The following is a 16898-nucleotide window of genomic DNA, read 5'->3' on the forward strand; positions in this document are numbered from 1 at the left end:
ACCGTCGGTGGCTCGCGGTACGTTGCGCCCGTGCGCGCGCACGCCTCCCTCCTCCACCTCGACCTCGACGCCTTCTTCGCGGCCGTCGAGCAGCGTGACAAACCCTCGTTGCGGGGCAAGCCGGTCGTGGTGGGCGGTGTCGGGAGTCGGGGCGTGGTGGCCACGGCGTCCTATGAGGCCCGCAAGTACGGCGTCCGCTCGGCCATGTCGACCCGCGAGGCACGGTCGCGGTGCCCGCACGCCGCCTTCCTCACCGGCCGCTTCCACGCCTACCGCGAGGCCAGCACCGCGGTGATGACGCTGCTCCGGTCGGTGTCCCCCCTGGTGGAGCCGCTGTCGCTGGACGAGGCGTTCATCGACCTCGAGCAGGCCGGGCTCCCCGACCTCGAGGTGCCGACGGTGACCGCGTTCGCCGAGGAGCTGCGCGGCCGGGTCAGCGAGGTGACGCGCGGCCTCACCGCCTCGGTCGGCCTGGGCACCTCGAAGTTCATCGCCAAGGTCGCCAGCGACCTCGACAAGCCCGACGGCCTGGTCGTGGTGCCGCCCGGCACCGAGGCCGAGCTGCTGCGCCCCATGCACGTCACGGTGATCCCCGGCGTCGGCCCGGCCACCGCCGAGCGGCTGCGCCGCGCCGGCATCCACACGGTGCTCGACCTCGAGGCGGTCGGCCTCGACGAGCTGGTGCGCCTGGTGGGCAAGGCCCACGGCACCGGCCTCTTCCACCTCGCCCGCGCCGAGGACGACCGGGCCGTGGTGCCCGAGCGCGAGGCCAAGTCGGTCAGCGTCGAGGGCACCTACGACACCGACCTGACCGACCGGCGGCTCATGGAGGGCCTGCTGACGCGGCAGGCGGGCGAGGTCGCCGAGCGGCTGCGCAAGCACGGGCTCTCCGGACGCACGGTCTCGATCAAGGTGCGGCTCCACGACTTCACCACGCTGAGCCGCTCCTCCACCCTGCACTCCCCCACCGACTCGACGGCGACCATCGCGCGCCTGGCCCGCGGCCTGCTCACCGACCTCGACACCTCCGGTGGCGTCCGGCTGCTGGGGGTGGGCGTCTCCGGCCTCGCCGACTGGATCCAGGAGGACCTCTTCGGGGAGACGACCGACGAGGCGGAGGAGCCTCCCGAGGTCGTGGAGCCGCCCTCGATCCGGCGCAGCACCTGGGCGCCGGGCATGGACGTCGAGCACGCCGAGATGGGCCGCGGGTGGGTCTGGGGCGCCGGGCGCGGCGTGGTCACCGTGCGGTTCGAGACGGCCGAGTCCCCCGCCGGGCCGGTCCGGTCCTACCCCGAGGACGACCCGCAGCTCAGCGCGTGGCGGCCGCCCGTCACCGAGGACGAGCAAGCAGGCTGAACCCCACCTCGTCGCCGGGGCGCAGCTGCGCGCACTGCCACAGGTCGGCCTCGTCCACGACCGCGACCACCGGGTAGCCCCCGGTCGGCGGATGGTCGGCGAGGAACACCACGGGCTGCCCGTCCGGCGGGACCTGCACCGCCCCCAGCACCATCCCCTCGCTGGCCAGCTCGCCGTCGCGGACCCGCTCAAGGGCGGGCCCGTCGAGGCGCAGCCCGATCCGGTTGGACTCCGTCCGAACCGTGTACGTCGCTCCCGCGAGCCGCTCGAGGGCCCGCGGCGCGAACCAGTCCGCGCGCGGCCCCGCGTGCAGCCGCAGCCGGCCCGGCCGGGGCGGCCGCGGCGTGTCGTGGGAGCGCGGGTCGCCGGTCGGCTCCCCGACCGGCAGGACCGTGCCGTCGGTGACCCGCGGCGGCCCGACCCAGGCCAGCGTGTCGGTGGACCGCGAGCCCAGCACGGGCTCGACCGCGACGCCACCCCCCACCGCCAGGCAGGACCGCACCCCGGCGGACGGGGTGCCGAGGGCGAGCGTGGCCCCGGCGGGGACCCACACGGGTGCGCCGTGCGCCCGGGCCTCGCCGTCGACCGCCACCGGGACCGGAGCACCCGTCACGGCGACCCAGCGCCCCGACCCGGCCCGCACCACCAGCCCACCCATCGTCACCTCGAGCACCGCGGCCCCGGGCCGGTTGCCGACGAGCCGGTTGGCCAGGGCGGCGGCCGGCGGATCGAGCGCACCCGCCCGCGGCACGCCGAGGTGGGCCTGTCCGAGCCGCCCCCGGTCCTGCACGGTGGTCAGCGTCCCGGCGGCCAGCACGGTCCAGTCGGCGTTCACACGGCCTCGAAGCGCACGCGCGTGCCGGGCGGCAGCAGCGCCGGCGACGGGCGCTCCTGGTCCCACAGCGGCGCGTCGGTGGTCCCGAGCAGCCGCCAGCCGCCGGGTGAGGACGTGGGGTAGGCGCCGCACCACGAGCCGGCCAGGCCGACCGACCCGGCGGGCACGCTCGGGCGCGGGGTCTCCAGCCGCGGCACGGCGAGCTCCTGGGGCAGACCCGTGAGGTAGGAGAAGCCGGGCGCGAAGCCGCAGAAGGCCGCCACGAACTCCAGGGACGTGTGCCGGGCGACGACCCCGGCCTCGTCGGTCCCCCACCGCTCGGCGACGAAGGCCAGGTCGGGCCCGTCGTAGCGGACCGGGACGGTGACCGACGGTCCCGAGGGCACCGACCCGGACGGCGACCACGCCGCCAGGGCGGCGACCAGGCCGGCGGGGTCCGGCACGCCGTCGAACAGCACGGTCGCGGCGGCGGGGACGACCTCGACCGCATCGACCGGGAGCGCCCGCGCCCACGTGGCCAGCGACAGCGCCTCGGCCGCGTCGGGGACCTCCACGAGGAGGGCGTGGGGTCCGGCGGTCCTGGTCAGCACGGGACCAGTGAACACCGCGTGGACCCGGGGTGCGCGAGGGTGGGAAAATGGGGTGAGGGGTTCGGCGATGGTATGAGCATCACCGAACCCCTCGGCTTTGACCGGAAACGGTGACGCCCGGTCCACCGACCTCTCGCTCCGACCCCGCCGCCCCCGTCACCGGGCCGACGCGGCGAGTTGCCTCGCCGTCTGGATCCTTGCTCCTGGTCGATCCCCAGCTCTTCGCCGGCTGGGCCGGTGTCGATCTGGTAGGGAGAGTTCTATGCCCCGTGGCGTCGGCCCGCAAGGCTTTCGGGGAACATTTCCCGACATTCCTGCGGTCCCACAACGCCCTCCACAGAAGGGCCCCGCGAGTGCACAGGTCGAGCCCGTTCCTCCACAGGATTGGCTCAGTCCTGTGGAGGATTCCCGAGCCCCGACAGGACCAGACCAGCCGCCTCCAGCGCCCGTCGTACGGCGCGGGCGTGGTCGACCGCGCCGCGGTTGTCGCCGTGCACGCACAGCGAGTCGAGGCGCGGCTCGGTCCAGCCCGCCAGCTCGACCGCACGGGCGGCGATCACCTCCCCGTCGGAGAGCACCGCACCCGGCTCGGTGCGCGGCAGCAGCAGCCCGTCGTCCCCGTAGGCCCGGTCGGGGAAGCCCTCGCGGAGCACGCGTCGCCCGGCCTCGGCAGCCTGGTCGAGCAGCAGGCCGCCTGGCATCCCGAGCACCGGCAGCGTGCCGGAGCCGGCGAGCACCGCGGCCGCCTGCTCGGCATCGCGCACCACCCGGTGGTAGAGCGCGCCGTGCGGCTTGACGTAGTCGACCGTGGTCCCGCACGACACCGCGATCGCGGTCAGCACCCCCACCTGGTCGAGCACCTGCTCGCGTAGGCGGTCGAACGGGACGTCCCGGGCGACCCGCCCGAAGCTCTCCCGGTCGGCGTAGGAGACCTGGGCCCCCACCGCCACGCCCAGCCTCACGGCCTCCTCGCAGACCCGGCGCATGATCACCGGGTTGCCGGCGTGGTAGCCGCAGGCGACGTTCGCGCTGGTCACCACCGCGAGCAGCGCCGCGTCGTCGGTCACCTCCTCGCCGAGGTCGGCGTTGAGGTCGATGGAGGATCGGTGCACCCCCCGACGCTAGCGTTCTCGGCATGTCCCCCGAAGCAACACCCGACGTCGTCCCGCACCCGCCCGTCGCGGACCGTCGCCCCACCACCCGCGAGATCCACGGCGAGACGCGCACCGACGACTACGAGTGGCTGCGCGAGAAGGACTCCGAGGACGTGGTGGCCCACCTCGAGGCCGAGAACGCCTACACCGAGGCGCGCACCGCCCACCTCGCCGACCTGCGCGCCGCGATCTTCGACGAGATCAAGGCCCGCACCCTCGAGACCGACCTGTCGGTGCCGACCCGCAACCGCGGCTACTGGTACTACGGCCGCTCCTTCGAGGGCAAGGAGTACGGCGTCTCCTGCCGCGTGCCGGTCAGCGACCCGGATGACTGGACTCCCCCGCAGCCGGCCCAGGACTGCGCGCCCGACGAGCCGGCCCTGCCCGGCGAGGAGCTGCTGCTCGACCTCAACGCGCTCGCGGAGGGCCACGAGTTCTTCTCCCTCGGCGGCTCCGCGGTGAGCCCCGACGGTCACCTGCTGGCCTACTCCACCGACGTGGTCGGCGACGAGCGCTACACCGTGCGCGTCCTGGACCTGCGGACCCGCGAGCTGCTCGGCGACGAGATCACCGGCGTGCTCGGCGGCGCGACCTGGGACCGCGACGGCGGGGAGCTCTACTACACGACCACCGACGAGGCGTGGCGCGCCGACAAGATCTGGCGGCACCGGCTCGGCACGCCCCAGACCGACGACGAGCTGGTCTTCCACGAGACCGACGAGCGCTTCTGGGTCGGCACCGGACGGACCCGCAGCGACCGCTTCCTCATGGTCGCCTCGGGCTCCAAGACCACGTCGGAGTACCACTTCCTCGACGCCGAGGCGCCCGAGAAGGGCCTGCAGGTCTTCGCGCCGCGCGTCGAGGGACTGGAGTACAACCTCGACCACGCCGTCCTCGGCGGCCAGGACCGGTTCCTGGTGCTGCACAACCACACCGGCGACGACTTCGAGCTGGCCACGGCCCCCTGCGCCACCACCGCACCGGACGCCTGGTTGCCGCTGATCGCGCACGACAGCGCCGTACGCCTCGAGGACGTCGACGCCTTCGCCGGCCACCTCGTCGTGCACCAGCGCAGTCAGGGGCTGACCCAGCTCCGCGTGCTCGAGCTCGGCGACGACCCGGCGGCGCCGGTCACCGACGACTACCTCGTGGAGTTCGACGAGGAGGTCTACACGGTCGGCTCGGGCGGCAACCCCGGCTTCCACCAGCCGACGGTCCGGCTGGGCTACACCTCGATGGCCATCCCGTCCTCGGTCTACGACTACGACGTCCGCACCCGCGAGCTCACCCTGCTCCGCCGCACCCCCGTCCTCGGCGGCTACGACCCCGCCGACTACGAGGAGCACCGGCTCTGGGCGCCCACCGAGGACGGCGAGCAGGTGCCGATCTCGATCGTGTGCCGCCGCGGTGCCCGGGCCGACGGCCCGATCCCGGTCCTGCTCTACGGCTACGGCGCCTACGAGGCCTCCATCGACCCCTACTTCTCCGTGGCCCGGCTCTCCCTGCTCGACCGCGGCGCCGGCTTCGCGATCGCGCACGTGCGCGGTGGCGGCGAGATGGGCCGCCGGTGGTACGACGGCGGCAAGATGCTCAACAAGCAGAACACCTTCTCCGACTTCATCGCCTGCGCCCGCCACCTCGTCGACACCGGCTGGACCACCCCCGAGCGCCTCGTCGCCGAGGGCGCCAGTGCCGGCGGCCTGCTCATGGGCGCGGTCGCCAACCAGGCGCCGCAGCTCTTCGGCGGCATCGTCGCCGGGGTGCCGTTCGTGGACGCGCTGACCACGATGCTCGACGCGAGCCTGCCGCTGACTGTCACGGAGTACGACGAGTGGGGCAACCCCGAGGACGACCCCACCGTCTACGCGACGATGCGCGGCTACGCGCCGTACGAGAACGTGATCGCCACCGACTACCCGCCGATCCTGGCCGAGACGTCCCTCAACGACACCAGGGTGCTCTACGTCGAGCCGGCCAAGTGGGTCGCCAAGCTCCGCGCGACGGCGGTCGGGCGGCGCGACGTGCTGCTCCGCACCGAGATGTCGGCCGGGCACGGGGGCGTCTCGGGGCGCTACAAGTCATGGCACGACCGGGCCTTCTCGCTGGCCTGGATCCTGGACCGGATGGGCCTCGCCGACCCTGCCGCCGACTGAGAAGTCCCTGAGAGTTGCCGTTGCGTGCAACTCTGACCAATCCCCACGCGTCCTTTGCAACGAAGGCCCAACACAACCCCACATGCCCCGGGAATCTCCGGGTACGCCGGGACGTTGGACAAATCGCGAGGCACTCCGGTGAGAGTGCCCATCAGCTGAGGAGGGCGTCCCATGGCGACACGGACCGCAACTGCCGGGACCCGGGAGATCGAAGGCCGCGACAGCGTCGGCCTCTACCTCGACGAGATCGCACGCAACCCCCTCCTCGACGCCGCCACCGAGGTCGAGCTCTCCAAGACCATCGAGGCCGGCCTGATGGCCGAGGCGCTCCTGGCCGAGGGTCGCGTGGGCCGCCGCAAGGGCGGTGCGCCGCTCGCGGCGACGGAGGAGGAGCTCGAGTGGCTCGCCGAGGAGGGCCGCAAGGCCGTCGACACGTTCATCACCGCCAACCTGCGCCTGGTCGTCTCGATCGCGCGCAAGTACGGCCGGGCCCAGATGCCGATGCTCGACCTGATCCAGGAGGGCAACACCGGCCTGATCCGGGCGGTCGAGAAGTTCGACTACACCAAGGGCTACAAGTTCTCGACCTACGCCACGTGGTGGGTGCGGCAGGCGATCACCCGCGGCATCGCCCAGCAGGCGCGGGTCGTGCGGCTCCCCGTGCACGTCGTCGAGGAGCTCAACCAGGTCGGCGGCGCCCGCCGCACGCTCGAGCGCCAGCTCGGCCGTGACCCCGACCCGCAGGAGATCGCCACCGAGCTCGGCATGGACGTCGACCGTGTCCTCGACCTGATGGCGTGGGGCCGCGAGCACGTCAGCCTCGACTCCCCCGTCGACGAGGACGGCGACACGTCGCTGGGCGACCTGATGGCCCAGGAGACCGCCCCGGGTCCCGACCTGAACTTCATCGACGTCGAGTCCCGCGACCGGCTCAACAGCCTGGTCGGGCAGCTCGACGACCGGGCCGCGGACATCATCCGCTCGCGCTACGGCCTCGTCGACGGTCGCCAGCACAAGCTGGCCGACATCGGGCTCAAGCACGGCATCTCCGCCGAGCGGGTCCGCCAGCTCGAGCGGGAGGCGCTGCAGAAGCTGCGCCGGTTCGCCGACCCGGACCTCGCCGCCTGACCCGCGCCGCCTAGCCCGCCCGCAGCTCCTCGAAGACCTCCGTCACACGCTGGCGGAGGTCTTCGAGCGTCCCGGTGTTCTCGATGACGTGGGTGGCGATCGCCAACCGGTCCGCGCGGGTCGCCTGGGCCGCGATCCGCGACTCGGCGTCCTCCCGGGTCCAGCCGCGGTCACGCAGCATCCGCTCCACCTGCACCTCGACGGGTACGTCGACCACCACCACCGCGTCGAAGACGCGCGCGCCCCCGGTCTCGGCGAGCAGCGGAATGTCGTGCACGACGAGGTCGTCGGGGCCGGCCGTCGCCTCGATCTCGGCGCTCCGGGCCCGGACCCGCGGGTGGATGATCCCCTCGAGGACGCGCCGCTTCGCCTCGTCGGCGAAGACGATCGCCCCCACCGCCGGCCGGTCCATCTCGCCGTCGGCGGTCAGCACCTCCGGCCCGAAGGCGGCCACGACCTCGGTCAGCCCGTCGGTGCCCTTCGCGACGACCTCGCGGGCCAGCCGGTCCGCATCGATGACGATCGCGCCCAGCTCGGCCAGCATCGCCGAGACCGTGCTCTTGCCCGAGGCCACGCCGCCGGTCAGTCCCACTCGCATGCGCGCATGCTCCCAGACCAGGGCGACGCGCGGTCGCATAGCCCATCGGGGGGATGGCGCGGTAGCCCGTTGGTGCCTAGGTTCGAGCATGGCGCCGAGGCGGCGCCGTACGACCTCACACTCCGGGGGCACCGCCGTGATCCATGCCAAGAAGACCTGGGTGGCCTCGGCCGCCGTCGCCAGCACCGCGCTGGCCGTGACCATGCTGGGCCTGCCGAGCCAGGCGGCCATCCAGCAGCCCACGTCCCGGCTCGCCTCCAGCAGCGTGCGCCACGATGCCGCCCGGACCCCGGGCTACCTCGACGCCCGGCGCCTGGGCAACAAGGCCATGGTCCGCGCCGAGCGCCAGCGCCTCGCCGGCCTGAGCAAGGCCGACCGGGCCTGGCAGCGCTCGCTGGGCAGCCAGGCGCTCCTCGACTTCGACCCGCTGACCGGCACGGTCCGCAACGTCGGCCGCCTCGACGGCTTCCTCACCGGGCGGTCCACGGCCCCGGCGCGCTCGATCGCGCTGGCCTACGTCCGCCAGCACGCCTCGGCGCTCGGCCTCGACGCCGCCGACCTGCAGACCCTGCGGTTCCGCAAGGACTACGTCGACGACATGGGCCTGCACCACCTCTCCTGGCAGCAATACGCCGCCGGGCGGCCCGTCTTCGGCAACGGGCTCAAGGTGCAGGTCACCCGGGACGGCCGCGTGTTGGCCGTCCAGGGCAGCCCGGTCCACGGACTTCAGGCGCTCGCCGCCGCGGCCGGCACCGGCTCGCTGGACGCGGCCGCGGCCCGATCGGCGGCCGCCCGCAACGTCGGCGGCACCACCGCCGCGGCCGGTGACCAGGCCAGCCCGGTGTGGTTCCTGACCCGGAGCGGCCTGCGCGCCGGATGGTCGACGTACGTCCACGCGGGCGGCGGCGCCTACCAGCACGTCGTCGACGCGACGTCGGGCGCGGTGCTCTTCCGCCGCTCGACCACCGACTCCGCCGACGGGGACTCCTACGTCTACGACAACTACCCCGGCGCCGCCAAGGGCGGGAAGCCCAAGGTCGTCAACTTCATCAGTCGCGGCTGGCTGAAGAAGAGCGCGACCACGCTGGCCGGCAACAGCGTGGTGGCGTGGGCCGACGTCAACGACAACAACCAGCGCGACAACGCCGAGAAGACGCCGGTGCCGGGCACCAGCAGCGGCGCGCAGTTCAGCCTCGTGCACTTCGGCTCGACCGCCTCGAAGTTCTGCTCGTCGCACTACGTCTGCACCTGGAACCCGAAGAAGAAGGACTCCTGGCGCACCAACATGAAGGCCGACGTCGCCCAGGCGTTCTACCTGGCGAGCAACTTCCACGACTACCTCAAGAAGGCGCCGATCAGCTTCACGAGCGCGGCGGGCAACTTCGAGACGTCCGACCACGACCCGGTGAAGCTCAACGCGCTCGACGGCGCCGACACCGCGGGCGGCTTCCCCGACGGCAACCACATCGACAACGCCAACATGGACACCCCGCCGGACGGCCAGTCTCCGACCATGCAGATGTACCTCTTCCACTTCCCCGGCACGACGGACAACCAGGAGCCGTTCCTGCCGACAAGCTCGTCCTTCGAGGCCGACGTGCTCTACCACGAGTACACCCACGGCCTGTCCAACCGGCTGGTGGTCGACGCCGGCGGTGTCTCCACGCTCAACGACATCCAGCCCGGCTCGATGGGCGAGGCGTGGAGCGACTACTACGCCATGGACTACCTCGTGAAGAAGGGCTTCCAGCCCGACACCAGCAAGTCCGGCGAGCTGCTCGTCGGGAAGTACGTCTCCGTCGGCCAGCCGCTGATCCGCACGATGGACCTCGACTGCGCCGTCGGCTCCACCGCCAAGGGCTGCACCCGGATCGACGGGTCGCGCGGCGGCTACACCTACGGCGACTTCGCCACGGTCATCCCCGGCGCGGAGGTGCACGCCAGCGGTGAGATCTGGGGCCAGACCCTCTGGGACCTCCGCAAGAAGCTGGGCGCGGCCGTCGCCGACCGCCTGATCACCCGCGCGATGTCGATCTCGGCCGACGACCCGTCGTTCCTCGACATGCGCAACGCGATCGTGCAGGCCGACAACGTGGCCTACGGCGGCAGCCACAACACCGCGATCTGGGGTGTCTTCGCACACCGCGGCATGGGCTTCTTCGCGGGCGCCATCAACGGCGGCGACGACGATCCGGCCGAGGACTTCAACACCCCGCCGAGCGGGCCCGCCGACCAGACGATCAGCGGCGTCGTGACCGACCCGACCACCGGCAACCCCGTCGCGGGTGCGCTCGTGGCGGTGGCCGGCCAGGGTGACGCGGCGACCGACACCACGGCGCTCGACGGCAGCTACTCCATCGGCGGCCTCTACGCCGGCACCTACAAGAAGGTCGTGGCCTACGGCCCGGGCTACTTCCCCCAGGCCAAGCCCGTCGACAGCACGTCCAGTGCGCCGACGGACTTCTCGATCATCCGGGACTTCGCGTCCACCAGCGGTGGCGCCGAGATCGTCGACTTCACCGGTGGTGACTACACGGCCTACGGCTGTGGTCCGAACGAGCTGATCGACCTCAGCCTCGGCACCGGCTGGGGCAGCACGGCGGGCAACGACCAGGGTGACCCGGCCAGCACCTTCGTGCCGAAGTTCGCCGTCGTCGACATGCACGCCAACGTCAACATCACGAAGTTCGGGGTCGACCCCAACGCGACGTGTGGTGACGACCCGACGGCCGCGACCAAGGGCTACCGGATCGAGACCTCGGTCGACGGCGTCACCTGGACGACCGCCGCCCAGGGCACCTTCACCGCCGCGGACAACGGGACGCTCAACGACGTCACGCCGACCGCCGGCACGACCGGCGTCCGCTACGTGAAGTTCTGGATCCTGAGCAACCAGACGCCGAGCTTCGGGAGCAACTGCCCCAGCGGCCCCTACTCCGGCTGCAGCTTCGCGGACGTCTCGGAGATGGCGGTCTTCGGGACCGAGGCGCCCTAGGCCCGGGAACGACCCGTAGGGTCCCTCGCGTGGATCGAGTCGAGCTGCGCGAGGGATCCCGGGTCGCCCTGCTCGTCCCCGGCTCGGTGGCGTACGTCGAGCTGGTGATGGCCCTGCTGGCCGCCGGGATCTTCCCGATCCCGCTGGACCCTAGGCTCACGCCGTACGAACGCGAGCGGATCCTGGCCGGGCTGGAGCCCGACCTGGTCGTGGAGTCCGACGAGGCCGTTGCCGCGTTGCGTGCGACCGTCCCGTCGTCGGGCTCGCGGCTCCCCCGCGGCCGGCCCATGCACGTGACCAGCGGGACGACCGGCGTGCCGAAGGGCGTCTTCAGCGGGCTGCTGTCCGACGAGCAGGCGTCCGCGCTCGTGGCCGAGGAGCGCGAGCTCTGGGGCTTCACCTCCACCGACGTGAACCTCGTGCTCAGCCCGCTCTACCACTCCGCGCCGCTGCGGTTCGGGATGGGGACGCGGCTCGCGGGCGGGCGGATGGTCGTGCCCGGACCGTTCGACCCCGCCGCGGTCACGGCCGCGATCGAGCGCGAGCGGCCGACCACGATGTTCTGCGTGCCGACGCACCTGCAGCGGCTGTTCGCGCACTGGGACGAGGCCGGCGTACCCGATCTCTCGTCGTTCCGCCTCGTCGCCCACGCCGGGGCGCCGTGCCCAGCGAGCGTGAAGGAGCGGCTGATCGAGCTGTTCCCGGCGGGCTCGACGTGGGAGTTCTACGGCTCGACCGAGGGGCAGTTCACGGCGTGCCGCAGCGAGGAGTGGCTGGAGCGTCCCGGGACCGTCGGCCGTGCCCGGCCCGGGCGCACGCTGCACCTCGACGAGGACGGGACGATCTGGTGCAGCGTGCCCGAGCACGCCCGCTTCACCTACTACGGCGATCCCGCGAAGACGGCGGAGGCCTGGCGCGGTGACCGGTTCAGCGTCGGCGACCTCGGCCGTCTCGACGACGACGGCTACCTCTACCTCGACGGCCGCCGTGAGGACCTGATCATCAGCGGCGGAGTCAACGTCTATCCGCTCGAGGTCGAGCACGCCCTCCGCGAGCACCCCTCGGTCGTGGACGTGGCCGTCTACGGCGTCCCCGACGACCGCTGGGGACAGCGGGTGTGCGCGGCGGTGGTCGGCACCGCGTCCTCCGCCTCGCTCGACGCCTTCGCGCGGGAGCGGCTCGCGCCCCCGAAGCGCCCGAAGACGTGGACGTTCCTCGACGAGCTGCCGCGCACGCTCACCGGGAAGGTGCGCCGAGACCAGCTGCCCCGCACCTAGGGTGGCGGCCGTGCAGACGCAGACCCACGACCTGACCTTCACCGAGCACGAGGTCCACAAGCGCTACGTCCGCTGGGAGCGGGGCGAGGCCGACCGCGAGTGGGCCTGCCTGACGCTCCTCGCCGAGCACGCACCCGGGGTCGCTCCGCGGCCGCTGCGGCGGGAGAGCGCCGACGGCGCCCCGGTGGTCGTCATGGAGAGGTTGCCCGGCGAGCCGCTCGGTGGGGCGCCGCTGACTCCGTCGCAGACGGCATCGCTCGGGCAGGCGCTGCGCCGGATGTACGCCGTGCCCCTCGAGTCGGTGCACGCCGCCCAGGTCCCCGAGCGGCTCTACGGACCGTCCGGGCACCAACGGCTCCTTGTGGAGTGGTTTGCCGACCCCTATGACCTCGATGCGTGCCGCGACCCGGCGCTCGTGGCGCAGGCGGTCTCGGTGGCCCGCGCGTGGCTGGCGAGGAACGACGTGCTGCCGGAGCCGCGGCAGGTGGTCCTCGGCATCTCGGACCTCAACCCCGCCAACATCCTGTGGGACGGCGAGACCTGCCGGCTCGTCGACTTCGAGGACGGCGGCATCAGCGACCCGGCGTACGAGCTGGCCGACCACGTCGAGCACATCGCCGGTCGGCTGTCCGGTGTCTTCGACACCGACGCGCTGGTCGACGCGGTGGGGCTGACGCCCGACGAGACCCGGCGCATGGACGCCTACCGGCCGCTGTGGGCGGCGTTCTGGCTGGCCATGCTGCTCCCCGGCAACGGCGGCTTCCACCGCAACCCGCCCGGCTCCACCGAGGCGCAGGCCGCCCACCTGCTGGTCCTCCTGTCCGCTGGTTGAGGCCTTCCGCTGGTTGGGGTGCGAGGCCGCGCTAGCGGGTGAGCCTCGAAACCCAGTGGGCCGAGAGTCGGCCTCGTGTCGGAGAACTACTCGTGCCGGGACGGTGCGCCCGCGCGCGTAGCCAACCGTCTCCCGGCGTCAAGGGTTCCCTTCGGCGGCTTCGCCGCCCTTGACCCCGGGTCCCGGACGGTCGGCTGGGCGGCGCGCTTGTCGGCACGGGCTTCGCCCGCGCCGCCCGCATGCGCGGGCGCACCACCTGGGGTTGACGCGCCGGGAGCATAGGATTTCTTTACCAAAGAATCTCGCCAGACCCTGTGGAAAAAGGGCTCTGACCTGCAGAAATGTCGGTGGCCCCTGCTGGAATGAACCCATGACAGCGACGCTGACCGCACCCGAGACCCGGCCGGAGACCCCGGCCGAGGTGCTCGCCGCGGCCCGCGCCGAGAAGCAGGTCGCCCAGGCCGCCGAGTGCCGGCTCCTCGAGCTCGCCGCCGAATGGGCCGCCATGCACTCGACCGCCTCGATCGACGACGCCGCCACCCACTGGGCCGCCGGGTTCGGTGACACCGGCATCGCCGTCGCCGGGCCGGGGGCGCCGCTGGTCGCGGAGTTCTGCGTCGCCGAGTTCGCCGCCGCGGTCGGGCTCCCCACCGACGTCGGCTCGGCCTATATCGGCGAGGCCGTCGAGCTCCGCCACCGCCTGGCCGGTCTGTGGGGTCGGGTCCGGCGTGGCGAGATCCCCGCCTGGCGCGCCCGCCGCATCGCCCGCCAGACCATGGCCCTCTCCGCCGATGCCGCGGCGTACGTCGACCGCCACATCACCCATGTCGCCCACAAGATCGGCCCCGTCACCACCGACCGCCTCATCGACGAGGCGATTGCCCGCCACGACCCCGAGGTGGCCGAGCGCAAGCGCCAGGAGGCCGCCGAGCGCCGCCACTTCGTCATCGACAACCGCCGCGTCTCCTTCGACGGGACCAGCCGGTGCTGGGGCGAGCTCGACCTCCGGGACGCCCTCGACCTCGAGGACGCCGTCGCCGCCGGCGCCCAGCGCCTCAAGGAGGCGGGCTGCGAGGAGTCCCTGGACGTACGCCGCTCCATGGCCCTCGGGGATCTCGCCCGCAACCAGACCAGCAAGGCCGGCCAGCAGCTCGTCCTCTACGTCCACCTCGCCGAGCAGGAACTCACCGGTGAGGGGGCCGGCATCGCGCGGTTGGAGAACACCGCCACGATCATCACCATCGACCAGATCCGCGAGTGGACCGGCAACCCCGACCTCGCGGTGGTCGTGAAGCCGGTCATCGACCTCGCCGACCACGACCGCGTGGACGCCTACGAGGTCCCCGACCGTATCGCCGAGCGCGTCCGCCTTCGCGATGGCCACTGCGTCTTCCCCTGGTGCACCCGACCGGCCCGCACGTGCGACTGCGACCACGTCGTCCCCTGGGACGACGACGGCGTCACCTGCCCGTGCAACGTGGCCCCGCTCTGCCGGCGCCATCACCGACTGAAGACCCATGGCGGCTGGCGCTACACCCAGCTCGAGCCCGGCACCTTCCTGTGGACCAGCCCCCACCAGCACAGATACCTCGTCGACCACGAGGGCACCCTCGACGTGACCCGCCACCCGGCGCACCGCCGACGAGCCTGACCGCCCTGCATCCCGCCATCGGCGGGGTCACTGGCGTGCCTCGCCCAGGCGGACCCGCTGCGCCGCGCATCGCGACCCGCAGTTCGGCAGTCCCGCCGCTGGCCGGGGCCTTAGGGTGACGCCATGCAGTGGCGTCCCGGGGTTCTCGTCGCGGCTGTGGCCGTCACCGCTCTCGAGCTGCTCGCACTGACCGCTCCCACCCAGGCCGCCGACGCCCCGGCCCACAGCGTCACGATCGAGGGTGCCGGCGTGAGCACCTGGCCGTCGTACGACGCGGGCATCGACCGCTACGCCGTGCACACCGACGACACCACCGACGGCGCCCTGACCGTCACGGCCGGCACCACCGACCTCGATGGCACGGTCACCGTCAACGGCATCCCCGCGACCAACGGCCAGCCGCTGACGCTGACCGACCTCGTCCCCGGCGACGAGGTCGCCGTCGCGATCGCCGACTCCGCCGGCACGAGCCACCAGTCCTGGATCTACTTGCCCCCGGGCTTCCCGACGATCACGAGCGCCGGCACCGGCTCCGCCGGTCACGTGCTGGTGGGCCTGAGCAGCTTCCTGTCGACGCACTCCTTCCAGACCGTGCTCGACGACAACGGCGTGCCGACCTACGTGCGTGAGGCGCCCGAGCCCAACGACTTCACCGCCCATGCCCACGGTCCGGCGTACACCGTCTTCGAGCCGGTCAAGGACAGCCCCGAGGACACCGAGTACGGCTACCGCGTCCTCGAGCTCGACGACCAGCTCCAGACGACCGGCACCCGTCGGCTCGACCCGGTGCCGTCGATGGGCATCCTGGCCGACGACACCGACTTCCACGACGTGGAGTACCTCCCCGACGGCCGAGTGATCCTCGTCGGCTACCACCGCGAGTACTACGAGCCCGGGCACGTCCCGTGGCTCGACGCGGTCATCCAGGTCCAGGACGCGGCGGGCGCCGCGCTCTTCACCTGGACGACCAAGAGCCACACGGACCCGTCCGAGGGCTACGTCTGGGGCGGCAAGGGGCAGGACTACGCCCACATCAACTCCGTCGAGATGGAGCCCAACGGCGACCTGCTCGCGTCGTTCCGCAACCTGGGTCAGGTCATGCGGATCGCCACCACCGCCCACGACGGCTTCGCCCCCGGCGACGTGATCTGGCGGATGGGAGGCAAGCGCAACGACTTCACCTTCCTCGACGACCCGTACGCCGGCTTCTGCGCCCAGCACGACGCGCGGATCTTGCCCGACGGACACCTGACGCTCTTCGACAACGGCTCGCGCAAGGACACCACCGGCCCGGTCGCGCCGCAGACGGCCGACATGTGCCCCGACCCGGCCAACCCAGGTGCCAGGAAGGCCCGGCCGCAGACGCGGGTCGTGGAGTACGCGCTGGACGAGGTCAACCACACCGCCCGCCTGGTCCGGAGCTTCGTGCCGACCGGCCGCTACGCACCCTTCGCCGGCAACGCCCAGCGCCTCGACGACGGCACCACGCTGGTCGGCTGGTCCGCCAGCCAGGACAGCACCGGGGCGACCCCGCCGTTCGTCAGCGAGGTCCCGCAGGCCGGCCCCGAGTCCTGGTCGCTGACCGCGCCCGGGTGGTTCTCCTACCGCGCCTTCCGCGCCCCGGCCCCGGACAAGCAGGCGCCCGAGATCACCATCAACGGGGTCGAGGACGGGCAGCACTACGTAGGCCAGGACCTCATGATCAGCTACACCTGCACGGACCGCGGTGGGTCGACCCTGCAGTCCTGCGAGGGCAGCGTGCCCAACGGCGCCACCATCGGCTCAGGATCCACGCGCTCGGTGACCGTCACGGCCACCGACGGCGCCGGCAACACCACGACCAAGACGGTCTCCTGGACCTGCTGCGTCGTCAGCGACCCGGCCTGGACCCCCGACTTGAAGATCCGCAAGCCCGGCGGCGCCTGGACGGACAGGGGCGTCAAGCTCCGCCTGCACGACGCCGGGGACGAGGCCGTCCTCAAGGTCCGGCTCAAGAACCGCAGCTCCACCTACGCCTACCCCGTGGCCGCGGGGGCCGGCAACGACGCCTTCACCGTGCGCTACTTCCACGGTGGTCACGACATCACCCGACGCCTCGTGCGCGGTGACGTCACCACACCCGAGCTCGACCAGGGCGAGATCTGGAACCTCCGGCTAGTGGTCCACCGGACCAGGGCAGCCGCCAAGGGCGACAAGATCATCGCCGTCGTGTACGCCGAGGGCGGCGGTCTCTCCGGAGGCGACCAGGTCTACGCCCTGGTACGAGCCCGCTGACCGACGTACTCCCCCGCACATGCCACGAGGGCCCGGTCACCGTGTGGTGACCGGG

Annotated in this window: 12 protein-coding genes; 8 read left to right on the forward strand and 4 right to left on the reverse strand. The window is 72.6% G+C overall.

Going from position 1 to position 16898, the window contains the following annotated elements; all coding sequences use genetic code 11:
* Positions 1-30: 30 nt before the first annotated feature.
* On the forward strand, positions 31-1356 hold the full coding sequence (locus tag FB382_RS10590; protein WP_182538982.1) for a DNA polymerase IV: 1326 nt from the start codon (positions 31-33) through the stop codon (positions 1354-1356).
* Here the strand turns inward: FB382_RS10590 and FB382_RS10595 are convergent.
* From FB382_RS10595 to FB382_RS10605, 3 genes are all read right to left on the reverse strand, one after another.
* The gene (locus FB382_RS10595) at positions 1331-2191 is read right to left on the reverse strand and encodes a 5-oxoprolinase/urea amidolyase family protein (protein WP_182538984.1); all 861 of its coding nucleotides are present in this window, start codon (positions 2189-2191) and stop codon (positions 1331-1333) included. The genes FB382_RS10590 and FB382_RS10595 overlap by 26 nt on opposite strands.
* On the reverse strand, positions 2188-2781 hold the full coding sequence (locus tag FB382_RS10600) for a 5-oxoprolinase subunit B family protein (RefSeq protein ID WP_343055558.1): 594 nt from the start codon (positions 2779-2781) through the stop codon (positions 2188-2190). Before FB382_RS10600 ends, FB382_RS10595 begins: the two co-directional genes overlap by 4 nt.
* A gap of 389 nt (positions 2782-3170) precedes the next feature.
* Positions 3171-3893, reverse strand: a complete 723-nt coding sequence (locus FB382_RS10605; RefSeq protein ID WP_182538988.1) for a 5-oxoprolinase subunit PxpA — start codon at positions 3891-3893, stop codon at positions 3171-3173.
* A 23-nt stretch (positions 3894-3916) separates the two neighbouring features.
* Here FB382_RS10605 and FB382_RS10610 point away from each other — a divergent pair, with 23 nt between their 5' ends.
* Entirely contained in the window at positions 3917-6088 is a 2172-nt protein-coding gene (locus tag FB382_RS10610) for a S9 family peptidase (protein ID WP_182538990.1), read from the forward strand.
* A 171-nt stretch (positions 6089-6259) separates the two neighbouring features.
* On the forward strand, positions 6260-7216 hold the full coding sequence (locus tag FB382_RS10615) for a sigma-70 family RNA polymerase sigma factor (RefSeq protein WP_125036422.1): 957 nt from the start codon (positions 6260-6262) through the stop codon (positions 7214-7216).
* A 10-nt stretch (positions 7217-7226) separates the two neighbouring features.
* Here the strand turns inward: FB382_RS10615 and coaE are convergent, their stop codons facing one another.
* The gene (gene coaE / locus FB382_RS10620; RefSeq protein ID WP_182538992.1) at positions 7227-7814 is read right to left on the reverse strand and encodes a dephospho-CoA kinase; all 588 of its coding nucleotides are present in this window, start codon (positions 7812-7814) and stop codon (positions 7227-7229) included.
* Positions 7815-7902: 88 nt separating this feature from the next.
* Between coaE and FB382_RS10625 the strand changes: the two genes are divergently transcribed.
* The 5 genes from FB382_RS10625 to FB382_RS10645 all read left to right on the forward strand — a co-directional run bounded on the left by FB382_RS10625 (position 7903) and on the right by FB382_RS10645 (position 16843).
* A complete protein-coding gene (locus tag FB382_RS10625; protein ID WP_182538994.1) occupies positions 7903-10809 on the forward strand; it encodes a M36 family metallopeptidase in 2907 nt (968 codons plus the stop codon).
* A gap of 29 nt (positions 10810-10838) precedes the next feature.
* Positions 10839-12086 (forward strand): class I adenylate-forming enzyme family protein, encoded by a 1248-nt coding sequence (locus FB382_RS10630; RefSeq protein WP_343055559.1) that lies wholly within the window; start codon positions 10839-10841, stop codon positions 12084-12086.
* Positions 12087-12096: 10 nt separating this feature from the next.
* Positions 12097-12918, forward strand: coding sequence for a phosphotransferase (locus FB382_RS10635; RefSeq protein ID WP_182538996.1), 822 nt, complete (start codon positions 12097-12099; stop codon positions 12916-12918).
* A 370-nt stretch (positions 12919-13288) separates the two neighbouring features.
* Complete coding sequence (locus tag FB382_RS10640) at positions 13289-14569, forward strand: HNH endonuclease signature motif containing protein (RefSeq protein ID WP_182538997.1); 1281 nt, start codon at positions 13289-13291, stop codon at positions 14567-14569.
* Positions 14570-14692: 123 nt separating this feature from the next.
* Complete coding sequence (locus FB382_RS10645) at positions 14693-16843, forward strand: aryl-sulfate sulfotransferase (RefSeq protein ID WP_182538999.1); 2151 nt, start codon at positions 14693-14695, stop codon at positions 16841-16843.
* Positions 16844-16898 lie beyond the last annotated feature (55 nt).

Origin of the sequence: Nocardioides ginsengisegetis, assembly GCF_014138045.1 — a bacterium.
Taxonomy (GTDB): Bacteria; Actinomycetota; Actinomycetes; order Propionibacteriales; family Nocardioidaceae; genus Nocardioides; species Nocardioides ginsengisegetis.